The sequence below is a fragment of the Bacillus sp. LM 4-2 genome, from assembly GCF_000978495.1.
GTDB classification, from domain to species: Bacteria; Bacillota; Bacilli; order Bacillales; family Bacillaceae; genus Bacillus; species Bacillus subtilis.
Map to the genome: position 1 here is coordinate 3032501 of NZ_CP011101.1, position 19012 is coordinate 3051512.

The 19012-nt window shown below is 43.6% G+C and carries 17 protein-coding genes, 1 tRNA gene, 2 rRNA genes and 2 riboswitches (1 of these 22 only partly in view); of the genes, 7 read left to right on the top strand and 13 right to left on the bottom strand.

Annotated elements, in window-relative coordinates; genetic code table 11:
• Together bslm_RS15145 and bslm_RS15150 are read right to left on the bottom strand one after the other, a co-directional pair.
• Window positions 1-430 (bottom strand): 23S ribosomal RNA (locus tag bslm_RS15145) (it extends 2498 nt beyond the left edge of the window).
• 170 nt (window positions 431-600) lie between these two features.
• Window positions 601-2150, bottom strand: a 16S ribosomal RNA gene (locus bslm_RS15150).
• The 16S and 23S rRNA genes sit together here, the layout of an rRNA operon.
• A 402-nt stretch (window positions 2151-2552) precedes the next feature.
• A riboswitch (TPP riboswitch) is annotated at window positions 2553-2654 on the top strand.
• Window positions 2655-2753: 99 nt separating this feature from the next.
• On the opposite strand from bslm_RS15150, the gene thiT reads away from it, so the two are divergent.
• A complete protein-coding gene (gene thiT, locus bslm_RS15155) occupies window positions 2754-3332 on the top strand; it encodes an energy-coupled thiamine transporter ThiT (RefSeq protein WP_038429513.1) in 579 nt (192 codons plus the stop codon).
• A 41-nt stretch (window positions 3333-3373) separates the two neighbouring features.
• On the opposite strand, the gene bslm_RS15160 is transcribed toward thiT, so the two are convergent.
• The 3 genes from bslm_RS15160 to bslm_RS15170 are packed head-to-tail and all read right to left on the bottom strand — an operon-like array spanning window position 3374 to window position 5987.
• Window positions 3374-3895 carry a GNAT family N-acetyltransferase gene (locus tag bslm_RS15160; protein WP_029318517.1) on the bottom strand — a complete coding sequence of 174 codons (522 nt, stop codon included), beginning with the start codon at window positions 3893-3895 and terminating at the stop codon, window positions 3374-3376.
• A 17-nt stretch (window positions 3896-3912) separates the two neighbouring features.
• Window positions 3913-5442, bottom strand: a complete 1530-nt coding sequence (gene floT, locus bslm_RS15165; protein WP_014477772.1) for a flotillin lipid rafts scaffold protein FloT — start codon at window positions 5440-5442, stop codon at window positions 3913-3915.
• A 20-nt stretch (window positions 5443-5462) separates the two neighbouring features.
• Entirely contained in the window at window positions 5463-5987 is a 525-nt protein-coding gene (locus bslm_RS15170) for an NfeD family membrane protein (protein WP_003243808.1), read from the bottom strand.
• Between the two features lie 167 nt (window positions 5988-6154).
• Between bslm_RS15170 and bslm_RS15175 the strand changes: the two genes are divergently transcribed.
• Window positions 6155-6643, top strand: a complete 489-nt coding sequence (locus bslm_RS15175; RefSeq protein ID WP_003242867.1) for a DinB family protein — start codon at window positions 6155-6157, stop codon at window positions 6641-6643.
• A gap of 5 nt (window positions 6644-6648) precedes the next feature.
• Here the strand turns inward: bslm_RS15175 and bslm_RS15180 are convergent, their stop codons facing one another.
• The 3 genes from bslm_RS15180 to betB form a co-directional block, all read right to left on the bottom strand.
• Window positions 6649-7227, bottom strand: coding sequence for an MOSC domain-containing protein (locus bslm_RS15180; protein WP_015251367.1), 579 nt, complete (start codon window positions 7225-7227; stop codon window positions 6649-6651).
• Window positions 7228-7314: 87 nt separating this feature from the next.
• Entirely contained in the window at window positions 7315-8523 is a 1209-nt protein-coding gene (gene gbsB, locus bslm_RS15185) for a choline dehydrogenase (RefSeq protein ID WP_003243227.1), read from the bottom strand.
• 16 nt (window positions 8524-8539) lie between these two features.
• Entirely contained in the window at window positions 8540-10012 is a 1473-nt protein-coding gene (gene betB / locus bslm_RS15190) for a betaine-aldehyde dehydrogenase (RefSeq protein WP_003243430.1), read from the bottom strand.
• A 198-nt stretch (window positions 10013-10210) separates the two neighbouring features.
• Here betB and gbsR point away from each other — a divergent pair, with 198 nt between their 5' ends.
• The 4 genes from gbsR (at window position 10211) to ktrB (ending at window position 13873) form a co-directional block, all read left to right on the top strand.
• Window positions 10211-10753, top strand: a complete 543-nt coding sequence (gene gbsR, locus bslm_RS15195) for a transcriptional regulator GbsR (protein WP_003244320.1) — start codon at window positions 10211-10213, stop codon at window positions 10751-10753.
• Between the two features lie 196 nt (window positions 10754-10949).
• Entirely contained in the window at window positions 10950-11495 is a 546-nt protein-coding gene (gene bslA, locus bslm_RS15200) for a biofilm surface layer hydrophobin BslA (protein WP_003243556.1), read from the top strand.
• A 144-nt stretch (window positions 11496-11639) separates the two neighbouring features.
• Window positions 11640-11788, top strand: a riboswitch (cyclic di-AMP (ydaO/yuaA leader).
• 72 nt (window positions 11789-11860) lie between these two features.
• Window positions 11861-12529: a potassium uptake protein KtrA gene (gene ktrA / locus bslm_RS15205; protein ID WP_003228942.1), complete on the top strand. Its 669-nt coding sequence runs from the start codon at window positions 11861-11863 to the stop codon at window positions 12527-12529.
• 6 nt (window positions 12530-12535) lie between these two features.
• A complete protein-coding gene (gene ktrB, locus bslm_RS15210; protein WP_038429514.1) occupies window positions 12536-13873 on the top strand; it encodes a Ktr system potassium transporter KtrB in 1338 nt (445 codons plus the stop codon).
• A gap of 35 nt (window positions 13874-13908) precedes the next feature.
• Here ktrB and bslm_RS15215 read toward each other — a convergent pair whose 3' ends face one another.
• The 3 genes from bslm_RS15215 to bslm_RS15225 form a co-directional block, all read right to left on the bottom strand.
• Window positions 13909-14172 (bottom strand): YiaA/YiaB family inner membrane protein, encoded by a 264-nt coding sequence (locus bslm_RS15215; RefSeq protein ID WP_003222348.1) that lies wholly within the window; start codon window positions 14170-14172, stop codon window positions 13909-13911.
• Between the two features lie 108 nt (window positions 14173-14280).
• Window positions 14281-15129 (bottom strand): exo-glucosaminidase LytG, encoded by an 849-nt coding sequence (lytG, locus tag bslm_RS15220; protein ID WP_032726765.1) that lies wholly within the window; start codon window positions 15127-15129, stop codon window positions 14281-14283.
• Between the two features lie 160 nt (window positions 15130-15289).
• On the bottom strand, window positions 15290-16825 hold the full coding sequence (locus bslm_RS15225) for an MFS transporter (RefSeq protein ID WP_038429515.1): 1536 nt from the start codon (window positions 16823-16825) through the stop codon (window positions 15290-15292).
• A 501-nt stretch (window positions 16826-17326) separates the two neighbouring features.
• On the opposite strand from bslm_RS15225, the gene cdoA reads away from it, so the two are divergent.
• A complete protein-coding gene (gene cdoA / locus bslm_RS15230) occupies window positions 17327-17812 on the top strand; it encodes a cysteine dioxygenase (RefSeq protein ID WP_021480465.1) in 486 nt (161 codons plus the stop codon).
• A gap of 106 nt (window positions 17813-17918) precedes the next feature.
• Here the strand turns inward: cdoA and bslm_RS15235 are convergent.
• Together bslm_RS15235 and bslm_RS15240 are read right to left on the bottom strand one after the other, a co-directional pair.
• A tRNA-Ala gene (locus bslm_RS15235) sits at window positions 17919-17991 on the bottom strand.
• Window positions 17992-18097: 106 nt separating this feature from the next.
• A complete protein-coding gene (locus bslm_RS15240) occupies window positions 18098-18928 on the bottom strand; it encodes an undecaprenyl-diphosphate phosphatase (RefSeq protein WP_014477785.1) in 831 nt (276 codons plus the stop codon).
• Window positions 18929-19012 lie beyond the last annotated feature (84 nt).

Genomic DNA, 19012 nt, shown 5'->3' on the forward strand with positions numbered 1-19012 from the left:
GTTCCGCCGTACTCAGGATCCACTCAGGAGAGAACGAAGTTTTGACTACAGGGCTGTTACCTCCTATGGCGGGCCTTTCCAGACCTCTTCATCTACCTCGTTCCTTTGTAACTCCGTACAGAGTGTCCTACAACCCCAAGAGGCAAGCCTCTTGGTTTGGGCTAATCCCGTTTCGCTCGCCGCTACTCAGGGAATCGCATTTGCTTTCTCTTCCTCCGGGTACTTAGATGTTTCAGTTCCCCGGGTCTGCCTTCTCATATCCTATGAATTCAGATATGGATACCACTCCATTACGAGTGGTGGGTTTCCCCATTCGGAAATCTCCGGATCAAAGCTTGCTTACAGCTCCCCGAAGCATATCGGTGTTCGTCCCGTCCTTCATCGGCTCCTAGTGCCAAGGCATCCACCGTGCGCCCTTTCTAACTTAACCGTTAAAAAGAATCACTATGTGATATCTTGTATTACTAATTGAATGTGATGTCTACTGTTATCTAGTTTTCAAAGAACACGTTTCGAAGGAATGATCCTTCAAAACTAAACAAGACAGGGAACGTTCTGTTTATAAGACCCAAGGTCTTATATTCCGTATAATATCCTTAGAAAGGAGGTGATCCAGCCGCACCTTCCGATACGGCTACCTTGTTACGACTTCACCCCAATCATCTGTCCCACCTTCGGCGGCTGGCTCCTAAAAGGTTACCTCACCGACTTCGGGTGTTACAAACTCTCGTGGTGTGACGGGCGGTGTGTACAAGGCCCGGGAACGTATTCACCGCGGCATGCTGATCCGCGATTACTAGCGATTCCAGCTTCACGCAGTCGAGTTGCAGACTGCGATCCGAACTGAGAACAGATTTGTGGGATTGGCTTAACCTCGCGGTTTCGCTGCCCTTTGTTCTGTCCATTGTAGCACGTGTGTAGCCCAGGTCATAAGGGGCATGATGATTTGACGTCATCCCCACCTTCCTCCGGTTTGTCACCGGCAGTCACCTTAGAGTGCCCAACTGAATGCTGGCAACTAAGATCAAGGGTTGCGCTCGTTGCGGGACTTAACCCAACATCTCACGACACGAGCTGACGACAACCATGCACCACCTGTCACTCTGCCCCCGAAGGGGACGTCCTATCTCTAGGATTGTCAGAGGATGTCAAGACCTGGTAAGGTTCTTCGCGTTGCTTCGAATTAAACCACATGCTCCACCGCTTGTGCGGGCCCCCGTCAATTCCTTTGAGTTTCAGTCTTGCGACCGTACTCCCCAGGCGGAGTGCTTAATGCGTTAGCTGCAGCACTAAGGGGCGGAAACCCCCTAACACTTAGCACTCATCGTTTACGGCGTGGACTACCAGGGTATCTAATCCTGTTCGCTCCCCACGCTTTCGCTCCTCAGCGTCAGTTACAGACCAGAGAGTCGCCTTCGCCACTGGTGTTCCTCCACATCTCTACGCATTTCACCGCTACACGTGGAATTCCACTCTCCTCTTCTGCACTCAAGTTCCCCAGTTTCCAATGACCCTCCCCGGTTGAGCCGGGGGCTTTCACATCAGACTTAAGAAACCGCCTGCGAGCCCTTTACGCCCAATAATTCCGGACAACGCTTGCCACCTACGTATTACCGCGGCTGCTGGCACGTAGTTAGCCGTGGCTTTCTGGTTAGGTACCGTCAAGGTACCGCCCTATTCGAACGGTACTTGTTCTTCCCTAACAACAGAGCTTTACGATCCGAAAACCTTCATCACTCACGCGGCGTTGCTCCGTCAGACTTTCGTCCATTGCGGAAGATTCCCTACTGCTGCCTCCCGTAGGAGTCTGGGCCGTGTCTCAGTCCCAGTGTGGCCGATCACCCTCTCAGGTCGGCTACGCATCGTTGCCTTGGTGAGCCGTTACCTCACCAACTAGCTAATGCGCCGCGGGTCCATCTGTAAGTGGTAGCCGAAGCCACCTTTTATGTTTGAACCATGCGGTTCAAACAACCATCCGGTATTAGCCCCGGTTTCCCGGAGTTATCCCAGTCTTACAGGCAGGTTACCCACGTGTTACTCACCCGTCCGCCGCTAACATCAGGGAGCAAGCTCCCATCTGTCCGCTCGACTTGCATGTATTAGGCACGCCGCCAGCGTTCGTCCTGAGCCAGGATCAAACTCTCCGATAAAGTAGTTTGACTGACTACGCACATCGCTGTGCGATTTTTAAAAACTGAATTAACAGGTACGTTTTGTCTTGTTTAGTTTTCAAAGATCATTTCGTTACTTCTCAATGAAGCAGCTTTACTAATATAACATTCAGCTTCTTTTTTGTCAACAACTTTTTCCAAGTTGTTTTGAAGCATCTAGTTTGTGTCCGCTGTGCATCAGCGACGTTTAATAATATAACACCTGTATTTATTTATTGCAATAGTTTTTTTAAAAAAATCTATAAAACAAATAAACTATAATCCTCGCCATGATTTCTAAAGCGTGTGTATCATATAAGTTTCTTAAAAGAACATATACATCAGTCATGTGATCTTGTTGTTTTTTTCGTTTTCTTGTATAGTAGAAACGAACTAAATACTGATGACCACAAGGGGAGCATTAAAGCTGAGAGTGAGCGGTTTCGTTCTGACCCTTTGAACCTGTTAGTTAACGCTGGCGTAGGGATGTGGCAAAGTCAAATGAATTGCAGATCGTAAAGCAGTGCGTGGAACTTTTCTCATCCTTCCGCGTGCTGCTTTTTTGTTGTCCTTTTGGTTGTCTGTCAATGGAAGGAGATAGATATGAATCAATCTAAGCAACTGGTTCGCCTTGTTGAAATTGCCATTATGACAGCGGCAGCCGTTATTTTAGACATTGTCTCAGGAATGTTTCTTAGCATGCCTCAAGGAGGCTCGGTCTCCATCATGATGATTCCGATCTTTTTAATTTCGTTTCGCTGGGGTGTCAAAGCAGGTCTTACTACAGGTTTGTTGACAGGTCTAGTACAAATAGCAATCGGAAACTTGTTTGCTCAACATCCTGTACAGCTATTGTTAGATTACATTGTCGCTTTCGCAGCAATCGGCATAAGCGGCTGTTTCGCTTCTTCAGTCCGTAAAGCCGCTGTATCAAAAACAAAAGGGAAATTGATTGTTTCAGTGGTAAGCGCAGTTTTTATCGGCAGTTTGCTGCGCTATGCCGCGCATGTCATTTCAGGAGCTGTGTTTTTCGGCAGCTTTGCTCCAAAAGGAACACCGGTATGGATTTATTCTTTAACTTATAATGCGACTTACATGGTACCTTCATTCATTATTTGTGCAATTGTCCTATGTTTATTATTTATGACAGCACCCCGTTTGCTTAAAAGTGACAAAGCGTAAAAGTAAAAATCCCCCAGCGAATTCCGCTGGGGGATTTTTCGTTATCTGTTAAGAAGCGTTTTTAAAGCTGAAAGATCCGGCCAGCCAAGACCTACTTCTTTCAGCCTTACTCCGGCAATTTCAAAGTTGTCCTCCGCTACTCTTTCAGGTGAATAGGCCTGATAAAATATAATCGAGGGATTCTGCTCAATAACCCAAACAAACATACTTGAAAAACCATGTTGAAGCAAAAACTCCGCTCCTTTTGCTAAGAGCGCCCTGCCTGCACCTTGCCGCTGGCGCTCTTCCAGAAGATAAATAGCGTATAACTCGCCGTCATAGCCTTCTTGTTCAGAGCGAATAGGTCCAAATGAAGCAAAGCCGAATACTGAATCCATTTCGTCCTGAGCAACAAATACTCCTTTTAACGAGCGACTTTTCCATTTGTCTTCAAATTCCTTATAGTTCAGGCTGTTTAAATAATCAATCGGGATAATTTCGTGGTATGTTGTCCTCCAGCTGTCTACATGCACTTTTGCAATACCCTTTATATCCTCTAACTTCGCTTCACGTACAGTTACCATACGGTTCTGTCCTTTCCTTACTCTGATTTTTGGACCGTTTTGGCTTCTTTGATTTCATTTGTTAATTCATTGATGCTTTGTTTTACGTTTCCTTTTCCTGAAAAGTTCTCAAGCATTTCTTTTACATCGATTCCCGAGGATGCTTTTAAACTTTCTTGCAGACTTGACATTAAGTTCGTCGCATAGCTGGTTACTTTGTTTGCTCCGCTTGATTCACCGCTTCCTCCTGTATCGACAACGGTGATTTTATCAATATTTGAAAGAGGTGCCGCTGCTTGTTTCGCGTATTCCGGAAGCATTTTGACAATCATATCGAAAATCGCCGCCTGCCCGTACTGTTCAAAGGCGGCCGCAATTTTCTCTTTTGCTTCCGCTTCTGCAAGACCTTTCAGGCGGATAACCTCTGCTTCTGTCTCTCCTTTCGCTTTTTCCGCTTCTGCTTTTGCTAGCCCGTCAATTCTTACTTTTTCCGCCTCAGCCTTTGCCATTGCTTCAATACTGTACTTCTTGGCATCGGCTTCCGCGAGCTGTTTGGCTTTCTCAGCTGCTGCGGACTGCTCAACAGAATAACGGTCTGCATCGGCTTTTTTCTTTACCTCTGAGTCGTATTGACGTTCACGGCGAAGAATTTCTTTTTCTTCTAGTTCTATTTGTTTTTGGCGTTCGATAATTTTAACCTGCATTTCCTGCTCTGTGACTTGCTGGCGCGCTCTGGCAGTCTCTAAATCATATGCCTGGTCGGCATTCGCTTTTGCCGTATCTTGTTCTCTGCGGAATTCAGCCATTTTGAGCTGATTGATTTTTTCAGCTTCAGCGATTTCCGTCGCCCGTTCAAGTTCTGATTTTTTTGCGTCTTTATCGGCTTCTGCCCGCTTAATTCGGGTTTCTTTATCAGCCTCTGCTGTCGCGATATCAGCATCGCGTTTTACTTGGGCAATTCTCGGTTTCCCTAATGATTCAAGATAACCGTTTTTATCACGCACATCTTTAATGGTAAAGGAAACAATCACAAGCCCCATTTTCGCGAGGTCCTGTGAAGCGACACGCTGCACCTCTTGAGAAAATTTCTCCCTGTTTTTATAGATTTCTTCAACTGTCATTGAGCCGAGAATGGAACGAAGGTGGCCTTCTAAAACCTCCCGCGCTTCCTGCTCACGGTCGTCTTTTGATTTCCCTAAAAATTGTTCGGCCGCTGTAGCGATTTCTCCTATAGAACCGCCGATTTTAATAATCGCAGTTCCATCGGCCATTACTGGCACTCCTTGTTCTGTATAGACTTCAGGTGTCGAAACATCGAGTTTGCTTGATAATAAGCTTAGCGGCTCTGCCTGCTGGAAGACGGGAAGGACAAAGGTTCCTCCGCCGCGGACGATTTTAATACGGTTGCCGCCTTCATCGACATGAACATTTTTATTGCCCAGATAGCTCCCTGTTACAATTAACGCTTCATCAGGCCCTGCTGTACGATACTTCGTAATAAACACAGCTATTAGTGCAATTAATAAAAAGAATACAACTCCGATGATCATTATAATCGGCATTGTCATATCAAATTCCTCCTTTTATGTTAAATGGGTTCATGCGGAGTAACCGAAAGAACTCCGTTGTTAATATCTACGACTAACACCGTTGTCCCGTAACTGATCTGCTGATTATCAAAACTGACCGCTGACTTTGAAATGGTCCCGCCTATCCCTTCTATGACCACTTCACCAAACCCGTCAACCGGCACAGCTGTAATCACTTTACCGAGTCTTCCTCTGAGATCATCTTCTCTATATGCCAATGATTCTTCTGCAGATGATAATGGCACCAGTACAAAGATGTGAAGCAATACCACCAGCATGATCGAAAGGATGCAAGATAAAAGCGCAATCAGCAAGCTTGACAGAGGCAATACAAGTTCACCTATATATCCGCCCGCTGAAAAACATGTAAAAAATGAGAGCACTAATGTCGGATTAAGAAACGGAATGCCTTCTGACAGCCCTGAAAATACATCTCCGAAAAACAGGAATAACAGCGTAAGGCTGCCCGCAATAATAAGCGTATAAAGATACATTGTTTGTATAGGTACTCCAAATAACTCCAATTTCCTCATCCTTTCTTCATCAATGCATTGATGAACGGCTGCCGTTACCATTTATACGAGACACCTCGGGAAAAGTTTCAAAATTTTAAGACAAATAACCCATTTGAAGTGCTTTATAAATGATAATTGCTTATATATATGGTAATGTCATTTTAGGAGGAGATATGATGAGTATCTTTAATGAAGCCAGATTAGAAACGTGGAACGAATTGAAAGGACTTTCTGACGAAAAGCTGAATCAAAAGCCTTCTGCTGAAGAATGGAGCATACGGGAAGTTCTTGACCATTTGAAAAAAATCGATATGACCGCACAAAAAATGTTGAAGGAACGTGTAAAGGACGCTCCGATTAAAGAAATTGAAGAAAAACCGCTTGAGGTAGCACAGGACAGAAATAATAAACGGAAAGCCCCGAGTCATCTTGAGCCTGCGCATGATTTTATTTCAGGCAGCCAAATGAAACGTGAGCTTGATGTGGTAAGAGAGCAGCTGACTGCTGCGATTGCCTCTCTGAAAGAAGAAGATTTTGAAAGAGTGCTTCCGCATCCTGTGTTTCAAGAGCTGACTGTCAGACAGTGGATCGATTTTATCGGCCATCATGAAAAACGGCACCTCAGCCAAATGAAAGAAATTAAAGAAAAGATAGAAAGGGCCTGATTTAATCAGACCCTTTCTGCTTTTCGTTTGACTTTTCGCTGATAGGAATGAACTTCTATTTCATCACCTGTGTAAACAGCACCAGGTCTTTCCACAATACAGACAATCCCTCTAATGCCCAGTGCGTGGCGGACGAAAGCCGACGCCAGCTTCGGTTGGTCCGGATAATAAGACTGAATGACTTCTCCCGGCTGGATACAAGGATCATTTTCGCCCTCACACAGCAGAGCCGCTCCGCTCGGAAAAATAATCCGGCTTCCTTCTTTTAATGAAGTAAGATCTGGCATACCGCTGACTGCCACATTCGCCCCGAGCCATTCCGGCAAAATTCTCGGCACTCCCATTTTTAAAGCGATTTCGTTGCATTCCTCTATTGAAACAATTGAAATTTGTCTGCGGTTGAAAATTTCAGTCCCTCTTGAAAACATTGGTTCTCTGGCTCCCGCTTTTTTGGTCAGGCCAAAATGCAAGTCGCCGGGGATGCCGCCATAATCAAAATCAAGCTTGTCCATTTGCTTTGTTACGAAGCTTTCTGTATCTGCGATATATAAGCCTTCCGCTTTTGCAGTCATCCGCTTCCACATCAGCTGGCACCTTCTTTCTTATCTAAAATTTCCACCTATGCTTCATTATCCCAAAAAATCCCGCTCTGTAAAGGAGCGGGATTTTGATTATACCGTTTTAGGCGTAAGGTTAAAGCAGCGCTTGTAGATCCAGTTGTATGCTTTTTCATTTAAATCTCTAGGGTTTCCGAAGGTTTGCGGATCTTTCATTGCTTCTTTAGACAAGCGTTCGATCATATCAGGTGATACTCCCTGCTCTTCTAAAGTCGGCACTTCTAAATCTTCGACCAGATCATACATCCAATTGACAGATGCTTTCGCAGCTTCTTCTGTTGTCATCTTGCTTGTATCAATACCGAACGCTTTCGCAATACGCGCAAACTTCTCAGGATAGCCCTTCCAGTTGTATTCCATGACAGGGCCCATCATCGCCGCTACACATTGTCCGTGAGCGACTGGGATAATACCGCCAAGCGTTTGGCTCATCGCATGAGCCGCGCCCGCTGATTCACTTCCGTAAGAAAGACCGGCAAGCATCGCTGCCTGCGCCATTCCGTACCTTGCTTCCAGATCCTCTCCGTCAGCAAATGCCCTCTTAATGTAATGAGCGGCATACTCAATCGCCATTAGGGCAACCGCATCCGTGATTGGCTGTGCAAATTTCATTGTATAGCACTCAATGGCATGGGCGAGCGCATCAATTCCCGTCATAGCTGTTACATGCGGAGGCATTGAAACATGAAGCTCAGGATCAATGATGGTCAAGTGCGCTGCAATCAGCGGACCGCCCGTGTTGAATTTGAATTCTCTTTCTTCATCTGTGATAACCGCCCATTGGGTTACTTCTGATCCTGTTCCAGCTGTAGTGGGAATTGTCGTCAGCGGAGGAATGCGGTTTTCCAGCGGTTTTTTCCCATCTGCCGCTTCATAATCAAGCACGCTTCCTTCGTGAGTCGCTTCTACTCCGATTGCTTTTGCTGTATCCATGGAGCTTCCGCCTCCGACTGCCACCAAACCATTACAGTTCTCTTTTTTGTAAAGCTCAGATCCTTCATTCACCAGACGGACAGGCGGGTTTGGCTCAACTTTATTAAAGAGCACCACTTCAATGCCTGCTTCTTTAAGTGATTCGATTACAGGATCAGCAACACCGGCTTTATAAATCCCTGGGTCTGTGACAAGGAGCGCTTTTGAAACGCCCAGTGCAGCTACTTCCTCACCCGTATGCTTGATGGCTCCGATTCCATGCTTAATCACAGTCGGAATTTCAAATGTGTGGAATTTCTGCATGCTTTCTACCTTCATATTTAATGTCATCATCAATCTCCCCCTCTTATGAATTAAACCAGTTAACCGCTGCCGGTTTTGTATTGCGGTATACATGTTTGACTTCTGTGTATTCTTCAAGGCCTATTTTTCCAAGCTCGCGTCCGAACCCGGATTGCTTATATCCGCCCCATGGCGCTTGTGCAAAGTACGGATGAAAATCGTTGATCCAAACGGTTCCCATTCTCAAGCGGGCTGCTACCCGTTCGCACTTTTCAATGTCTTTTGACCATACCGCTCCAGCCAAGCCATAGATGGTATCATTCGCAAGCTCGATTACCTCTTCTTCAGAGCTGAAGGTTTCGACTGTCAATACAGGACCGAAAACCTCTTCCTGAACGATTCTCATGTCAGAATTACAGTTTGAGAAAATAGTAGGTTCATAGAAAAAGCCGTTTTGAAGCTCAGGATCTTCCGGGCGTTTGCCTCCTGTCTCCAGCTTCGCGCCTTCCTCTATTCCGATCTCTACATATTTTTCTACCTTTGCCCTGTGCTCCGCCGAAATAAGCGGACCGCTTTCTGTCTCAGCATGAAAACCGTTTCCGAGTTTTATGCGTTTTGCCCGTTTGACCAGCTCCGCCAAAAATTGATCATGAATGGCATCCTCAACAAGCAAGCGGGAACCTGCAGAGCATACTTGGCCGGCGTGGAAAAATACAGCGTTTAAGGCCTGATCAACCGCAACTTCTAAATCCGCGTCCTTGAAAACAATATTTGGGTTTTTCCCGCCAAGTTCAAGGGCGATTTTTTTGACGTTTCCGCTTGCCGCCCGCATGATTTTTTTGCCTGTTTCAATTCCGCCCGTAAATGAAATCAAATCGACGTCTTTGTTTACGGCAAGCTCGTCGCCCACTGTGGCTCCCGGTCCAAGAACAAGATTTGCGACACCTTTTGGAACACCGGCTTCTTCCATCAGCTTAAAGACTTTGATTGTCGTCAGCGGCGTAATCTCACTCGGCTTCATGACGATTGTGTTTCCTGCGGCCAGTGCAGGGGCGATTTTCCAGCTCGCTTGAAGGAGCGGATAATTCCATGGAGTGATCTGGCCGCAAACCCCGATTGGCTCCCTAATAATTTTGCTTTCTGAATCAGGAATCGGAGATGAAATGATCTCTCCGCCATCTTTGTCTGCCAAGCCGGCGTAATATTGAAAAACATTGGCGATATCGTCCATATCGGCCTTGCTTTCTTCGAGTGTTTTTCCTGTATCAAGAGATTCAAGCTCAGCCAGCTCCTCAAGATCGCGTCTGATTAATTCCGCAATTTTCAGAACAATTTTTCCGCGTTCAAGCCCGGATAGCGATGACCATTCTCCTTTGTCAAATGCTCTGCGTGCGGCTGCGATTGCTTTGATGGCGTCCTCTCGCCCTCCCTCGCTTACAGTTGCAATTTCTTCTTGATTAAATGGGTTGATAATACTGCGGATCTGTTCTTTTTCGGCACTGATCCATTCTCCGTCAATGAATAATGTTTGACTCATATAAGCCTCCTTGACGTAAATAAAGTTTGTTAAATAAAAATTTAATGTTTTTAACAACCTTAATCTAACATATGGTTTTTAAACTGTCAAAGTCCCATTTTGATTTTTCTTTTTGACTTTTCCTCATGTTTCGTTAAGATAAAGAACATAAAGAAATAACTTAACGAATTTAATTTTCTAAAGGAAAAGAGGGTCAGTATGGATGAAAATCCAGAATTTGCAGCTATAGAACAGGCTCGGGATCTTGTTATTGACTCCATTGCTGAAACGATGGATCTTTACGGAATTACCCGCAGTGTCGGGATTTTATATGGGACGATGTATATGAGGGATGAGATGACGCTTGACGAAATGCGTGAGGAGTTGCAAATGAGCAAACCAAGCATGAGCACTGGCGTCAAAAAGCTTCAAGACTTAAATGTAGTGAAAAAAACATTTCACCGGGGCATCCGCAAGCATACATTTGTGGCTGAGAAGGATTTCTTTAAATTTTTCACAAATTTCTTTCCACCTAAATGGGAGCGGGAGGTTCAAGTGAATGTAACAGCGATCGAGGAAGCTCAAGCTGATTTACAAAAGGTTTTATGCAAGGAAGATCTCGATGAGGATATCAAAAATGAAGCACTGCAGTTATATGATCAGCTGGAAAGCTCTAAAGCTTACTATGACTGGCTGAAACGGCTTGCTGAATCGGTGCAGACCGGAGAAATTTTTAAATTTATACCGGTCGAAACAAAGTAAAGCAGAAAACGCCTGGGAAACCAGGCGTTTTTTTGATGTAACTACTACAAATTTGAAAAATACGGGAAAAACACCCCATTTACTTCCAAAATATTTGATGGTAATTTTATGTAGGTAAAATTTGTATTTGGCCTTCAGAGGAGGTGAAAAGCGGGCAGGCCTGTTTAATTTATCATTTTTTAGGGGGAATTTTGTTATGAAACGCAAATTATTATCTTCTTTGGCAATTAGTGCATTAAGTCTCGGATTACTCGTTTCTGCACCTACAGCTTCTTTCGCGGCTGAATCTACATCAACTAAAGCTCATACTGAATCTACTATGAGAACACAGTCTACAGCTTCATTGTTCGCAACAATCACTGGCGCCAGCAAAACGGAATGGTCTTTCTCAGATATCGAATTGACTTACCGTCCAAACACGCTTCTCAGCCTTGGCGTTATGGAGTTTACATTGCCAAGCGGATTTACTGCAAACACGAAAGATACATTGAACGGAAATGCCTTGCGTACAACACAGATCCTCAATAACGGGAAAACAGTAAGAGTTCCTTTGGCACTTGATTTGTTAGGAGCTGGCGAATTTAAATTAAAACTGAATAACAAAACACTTCCTGCCGCAGGTACATATACTTTCCGTGCAGAGAATAAATCATTAAGCATTGGAAATAAATTTTACGCAGAAGCCAGCATTGACGTGGCTAAGCGCAGCACTCCTCCGACTCAGCCTTGCGGTTGCAACTAATGTAAAAGACCGGTTAACGCCGGTCTTTTTTGCGTTTTACCCTCCCCTTTTTCTCTAATTCCCGTTATCTTTTTTCTGGTTTAAAATTTAAATTGACAAACACTAGAAACAGGAGTAAATTCTTGAGTGTTCAATTTCATACAGTCTCTTTTACCGCTTAATCAAACACGAACGGGGGAACCAACGATTGGCTGTTTTTTTAACAGCCTTGGGGTGAATCTTACTAAGTAAGAGGGGGTACTCTGAATCCCTAATCCGACAGCTAACCTCGTAGGCGTATACAGAGAGGAGGTCTATTATCGACCATTCTTTGCAATGGTCTTTTTTGCTTCAAAAACGTTAATTCACTAAGGGAGATATGAACATTGGGAAGAATTAAAAATAAGCAATTTGCCGTGATCGGGCTGGGCCGGTTTGGCGGCAGCATTTGTAAAGAACTTCATAGAATGGGGCATGAGGTCCTTGCGGTTGATATCAACGAAGAAAAGGTCAATGCATATGCTTCTTACGCCACTCATGCGGTAATTGCCAACGCCACCGAAGAAAACGAATTGCTTTCATTAGGAATACGCAATTTTGAATATGTGATTGTTGCCATCGGAGCAAATATTCAAGCGAGTACGCTGACCACCCTATTATTAAAGGAGCTTGATATTCCAAATATTTGGGTAAAGGCTCAAAACTATTATCATCACAAGGTGCTTGAAAAAATCGGCGCTGACCGCATTATTCATCCTGAAAAAGATATGGGGGTTAAAATCGCACAAAGCCTTTCAGACGAAAATGTTTTGAATTACATTGATCTATCTGATGAATACAGTATTGTCGAGCTGCTGGCTACGCGCAAGCTTGATTCAAAATCGATTATTGACCTGAATGTAAGAGCAAAGTACGGCTGCACGATCCTGGCCATTAAACATCATGGAGATATCTGTCTTTCCCCCGCGCCTGAAGACATCATTCACGAGCAAGATTGCCTGGTGATCATGGGCCACAAAAAGGATATTAAACGTTTTGAAAACGAAGGGATGTAGACAAAGGTGACACTTCAAAGGGATAAAGTGATCAAATGGGTTCGGTTTACACCGCCTCAAGTGCTTGCCATTGGTTTTTTCCTTACCATTATCATCGGGGCTGTCCTATTAATGCTTCCGATTTCCACTACGAAGCCATTGTCATGGATAGATGCCCTTTTTACTGCGGCTTCCGCTACAACTGTTACAGGGCTTGCTGTTGTCGATACCGGTACTCAATTTACGGTATTCGGGCAAACAGTTATTATGGGGCTGATTCAGATTGGCGGGCTTGGATTTATGACATTTGCGGTCTTGATCGTCATGATATTAGGAAAAAAAATCGGCTTAAAAGAACGAATGCTCGTCCAGGAAGCCTTAAACCAGCCGACAATCGGCGGTGTCATTGGCCTTGTCAAAGTCCTGTTTCTGTTTTCGATCAGTATTGAATTGATAGCAGCACTCATTTTATCCATCCGGCTTGTACCTCAGTACGGCTGGTCATCCGGCTTGTTTGCAAGTTTGTTTCACGCAATTTCTGCTTTTAACAATGCCGGGTTTTCGCTGTGGCCTGATAATTTGATGAGCTACGTTGGCGATCCTACAGTAAACCTCGTGATTACTTTCTTATTTATTACAGGAGGGATCGGATTTACGGTTCTGTTTGATGTGATGAAAAATCGGCGTTTTAAAGCTTTTTCTTTACATACAAAGCTCATGCTTACAGGAACGCTGATGTTGAATGCGATTGCTATGCTTACGGTCTTTATTTTAGAATACAGCAACCCCGGCACGCTCGGCCACCTGCATATAGTGGATAAACTGTGGGCGTCCTATTTTCAGGCAGTGACGCCGAGAACCGCAGGCTTCAATTCTCTAGATTTTGGAAGCATGAGAGAAGGAACAATTGTATTTACTTTATTATTGATGTTTATCGGAGCAGGAAGCGCATCAACGGCGAGCGGCATTAAGCTGACTACGTTCATCGTGATTTTAACATCTGTTATTGCTTACTTGAGAGGTAAAAAAGAAACGGTTATTTTCCGCCGTTCCATCAAATATCCGATTATCATTAAAGCTTTAGCTGTGAGCGTCACCAGTTTGTTCATCGTGTTTTTAGGGATTTTCGCCCTGACGATCACAGAAAAAGCGCCATTTCTTCAAATTGTGTTTGAAACCTTTTCCGCATTCGGAACTGTCGGCCTTACGATGGGGCTTACTCCTGAACTGACAACAGCTGGCAAGTGTATCATTATTGTCATCATGTTTATCGGAAGAATTGGTCCTTTAACGTTCGTGTTTTCATTCGCAAAAACAGAGCAATCAAATATCCGTTACCCTGATGGCGAAGTGTTTACAGGGTGATATCAAAAAATCCGGCGTGCAGTCGCCGGATTTTTTTATGATTCGATATGAGATTGATTTTGTCTTTTTTCCTGTTCCGCGATGATTTCGTTATCCTCCGCATTATCACGGGTCACTTTTTGTGTAAGAATCGCACCAACTGCTACAAGTATCATAACAGCGATGTAATAACCTTTTTCATTGAGTTCCAGATTATCAGCATTATAGAGTCCGATACTAAACAAAAATACTCCCGCAAAAAAAGTAAAATAAGCTAATACTGTAAAGGCAACCGTGTTTCTGCGTCTATATTTCTGCACCTTTGTTCCCTCCCGAAAGCATAGTTAAAAAGTGATAACTTCCGTGGAATATTATACCTCAAATTCCCCGGATTGGAACAAAGAATTAAAAATACCAGTAAAAAGGGCTTAGGTTGCCTCCTTTATTTCAACAGCTGAATCATCAATCCAGCCAATAAGTTTATCATTGATTTGGAATTGGTACCATACAGACTGGCCTTTCTGTTTTTTAGACACAACCTTTATGTCTTTGCCGACGTAAGATTGGGCAGAGGTAAGCCTTATGGACCGATCATCAGTAGAAGGCTTGGACCATACGTCTTGAACGGCACTGTCTTTAATAGAGGCGTTTAAATCCACAGATTTGAGGGATGGATTTACCTCATCGTACTCATCTAAATCGTATTTTTCCACAATAGCACTGATTTTGTCAGCGTAGTCAGGGTCTGTAGCATATCCTGATGTTTGCAGGGCGGTTGCCGCTTCCTTATAATTCCCTGCCTCAAGCACCGGTTTATACTTCTTTTTATTCCACGATGTGCCACGGACGAACAATTGGGCGTGATCATCCATAGATTCAAAAAACGTGCTGTATTTTCGAAACTTCGCGCGAATGGTTTTTCTTTTCCCTTTTTCAACTTCGTCCGTTTCCATCGTGACATGATGGCCTTTATAATTCCCTTTTACGCCAAAAAGGTTGTTGGCCTTAGCAGCCAGTTCACTGTTCCCCCAGTCCGATTCGAGAATGGCCTGAGCAATTGTAATGCTGGGGAGAACATGGTATTTTTCATACAAAATTTGGGCATGTCCGGACAGACTGTCTATAAATACTTGCTGTTCATCGATTTCTTCAGTTTCTTTGGATGTTTCAATCGGTTTTGATAAAGTTGTCGCTAAAACAAACAGAGCTAGCGGAATCGATACAATGAAAAATAGTGAAATCAAGAGTTTACGTTTTTTAAGTTTTTTACGGGCCATGAAAACCTTCCTTCGAATTAAAAGATTACGAATGTAAAAGAATCTACCTTTTAGAATTTTACTTGCACTTCTAATATTTTTCAATTCTTTAGGGATAAAGTTGGGAAAAGATTGCAAAACAAAAACCTTTTCGCTCAATGAAAAGGTTTTTACCATGTTTCTATTTTTGTAAATTTCTGAGTGCATTCCGATATTCCGTATCATTTATTACTTTATATGATTTGACAGTTGCCTTCGACAAACCTTCTGCTGAAACGGCCGGTTTTTCCGGAGCTGTTTTCGCTTTATCATGTGGTTTATGTGCCAGCTTGTGCCCCATTCCAGTGGCATTCATACAAAATGACAGGCAGACGAGCAGCACGCTAAGGATAAAAGAAATGAAGAAGAGATCATGATAAGCAGTCATCATAGAATCCTGTACCGAACCGCTTTGTCTGGCAGCATCTTTTTTCGTGAAAAAGCCGATGAGAATAGGAACTCCCATATAGACAAACAATCTTAAAAACTGAACAGCTGTCATTCTCTTGACCAAATCAGGCAGCGGGCCTCCCATGGCAGCTCCCATCAGCCCTGCGGCGACTGTCAGGCCTGTTCCCGCTGCAAGCATGATAAACAGTGCCGCGAACATATAAAGAGATGATCGATCCTGCATATGCAGCCATTGAAAATTCACAAAGACGAGAATGAGTCCGCCGATAATACCGAGCATCCCTGGTCCGACTTTATCGTATAACAGAGCGCTTAAAATGGCCGCGATCGCCACTCCAATTAAAAGAGTCAAGTTTAAAAAAATGAGATGCTCCTGAGAAATATCATACATTTGACGGAGCAAGCCTTGAAAAGCAGACAGGCTGACAGCTACCGTTATCGTCCCTGCAGCTATGATCAATAAGCCAAGCACCGGTTTTGGCAGCAGCATCAGTTTAATAGATATGAATGGGTTTTTCACTTTATATTCCACAATCAATAGACCAATGAGCAAACATAACGTCACCCCGAAACCAATCCATACATAACCCGATAACAGCCCCCATTTTTGCAGAAAAATGAATGAAACCGCTGAGGCTGCGGCAAGGAAAACAGATAAAAGAATTCCCGCATGATCAAGCGGCTGTTCTTGATCCGACGCCCCGTGATGCTCGTCATGAAGAAAGAAATAGCTCACCGCGACACCGATCAGGGACAAGGTGCCAAAGATGAAAAACAGCCATCTCCAATGCCCCCAGCTTGTTGCAATGGTTCCAAGGATTGTGCCGATGATAACAGAACCATAGAATCCCCCGATCAGCACAAGCAGTGCATAGTTCCTGCGTTCAATCGGGAATGACAGTACAAGCATTGGAATCATAATCATCAGCATGACGCCTGTTGCCTCCCCCTGTAAAAAGCGCCCTGCCGCCATCCATGCAACATCGCTTGAACATGCGATGAGCAGTGAACCTAGTATAAAAACAGGTAATGAAGCCAGATAGACGGGACGAGCACCGAATTTTTTCCTCAGCAACGGTCCTGCCGGAACTAACAAGGCAAAGGCCATATTGCCGATCAATATCGGATTTACTGATGTGAAGACACTTGTTCCAACCGCTTTCTGAACAAGGCCTTGAACTGATGACAATGCCGTGTTAGACATCAATCCCGGCCCGACCGCTAAGACGGCGAGCAAAGAAATCACCCAATAGTGTTTTGTCTTCATGTTGTCATCCCTTCCTATATGAATACATGTGAAACACATCATTTTTTGAAAACAAAAGAAGCTAATAGATTTTGCATACCATTAGCTTTCATTCTAATATTCTCCCTTTCAGGGGAAATGATATTATTTTATTATAATTATGTGAATGAATGAGCATATAATCAAATATTATTTCAAATCGATTGTGTTTTGTCAATGGAGTAAATTTCAAGCACAACATAGAAAGCTTGAAAGCTTTTCCCCGATATTGTGTCTAGAACTGCACTTATGAATCCCTGCTCGTTCCCTCAAGCGAATTAAAGCAGGCCGTTTTAATCCTTTCAATCCACTATTCCAACTAATAAACTCGAATAAGTTGGTGATAAGACAACATTTTGCCCCCACATTTTTTTTGTTCACTGGGCGTTTGCCGCCTCTAAATTGTATATGGGTAAATACCATGAATTAACCTATGAAATACCAATGTAAGGAAATTCTAAATATTCCGGGAGGCAAAAACGAATGGAACTGTATGAGTGTATCCAAGACATTTTTAGCGGCTTGAAAAATCCATCGGTTAAAGATTTAGCAACGTCTTTAAAACAAATTCCAAACGCAGCAAAATTAAGTCAACCGTATATTAAGGAACCAGACCAGTACGCTTACGGCCGAAATGCCATCTATCGAAATAATGAATTGGAAATTATCGTGATTAACATTCCGCCAAACAAGGAGACAACTGTACATGATCATGGTCAATCCATTGGTTGTGCAATGGTGTTAGAAGGAAAGCTTCTTAATTCTATTTATCGCTCAGCCGGCGAACACGCAGAACTCTCCAATTCATACTTTGTCCACGAAGGAGAATGCCTTATTTCAACCAAAGGTTTAATTCACAAAATGTCTAATCCCACATCCGAACGAATGGTATCTCTTCATGTCTACTCCCCTCCTTTGGAAGACATGACAGTCTTTGAGGAACAAAAGGAGGTATTGGAAAATTCATGATTGACAGATAAACTGCTCACTTTGACTTCGCTCAACTGGAGGATTCAGAGAGTGAAACCTTTTCCTCAAAACAAAAAAACCCTTATAGAATAAGGGTTTAAAGGTATGGAGCCAAGGGGGCTCGAACCCCTGACCTCTACGCTGCCAGCGTAGCGCTCTCCCAGCTGAGCTATGGCCCCGTATGTAATGTCATGTTTATTATAGATGATTTTATTTTGAAAAACAAGCTGTTTCCTCTTGAATTGACAGAAAAAATAAGGCTCGTAAAAGAGCCTTATTTTCGACTTACATCATGATCAAAAGTAAAATCACACCGAGAATAATTCGATAGATTGCAAATGGGACAAGTTTGATTTTGTTAATCAGCCTTAAGAAGAAACGGACGACAAACAGTGCGACAACAAAGGCACAGATAAAGCCGACGATGAAAAATGGCATCAGATCCGAGCTTAAGCTGTCCCAATGCTTCACGAGGCTTAGAAAGCTGGCTCCCATCATGATCGGCATCGCCATAATAAACGTAAAGTCGGCTGCAGCTCGGTGGTTTAATCCGAGAATAACACCGCCGGAAATGGTTGAACCCGAACGCGAGAAACCCGGCCAAAGGGCAAGACATTGGAATAAGCCGACGGCTATCGCCTGTTTATAGGAAATGCGGTCAAGTGTGTCTGTCGCTGTTTTCCGCTTATTGACCCAGTCAGCAAAAAGCATGAGGATTGCCCCGGCAATTAAACCGATGGCCACAGTTTTAACGGAAAATAAATATTCATCAATGTAATCTTCAAACAAAAAGCCGAGAACAGCTGCAGGCACGAGTCCGACGGCAATTTGGGCAATGCTTAATTTATGTCCCTGCTCCTGGTCGCTTGTGATATTTTTTTTCAAGCCGAGTAAGTTTAAAATTCGGTCTTTAAACACGATAGCTACTGCTAAAATGGAGCCTAGCTGAATAACCACCTTGAATGAGTTAGCAGCTTCTTCTGACATCAGATTACTTGATTTAAGCCAGATGTCGTCTACTATAATCATATGTCCTGTCGAAGAAACCGGCGCGTACTCTGTTAATCCTTCTACGATTCCTAAAATGGCGGCTACAAACAATTCCCATAGAGTCATGATTTTGATTCTCCCCATTAGACATTTATTTTTTTACATAACGGGAGCTTCCCATAAATGGAAAGCCCGTCTTATATAACTATA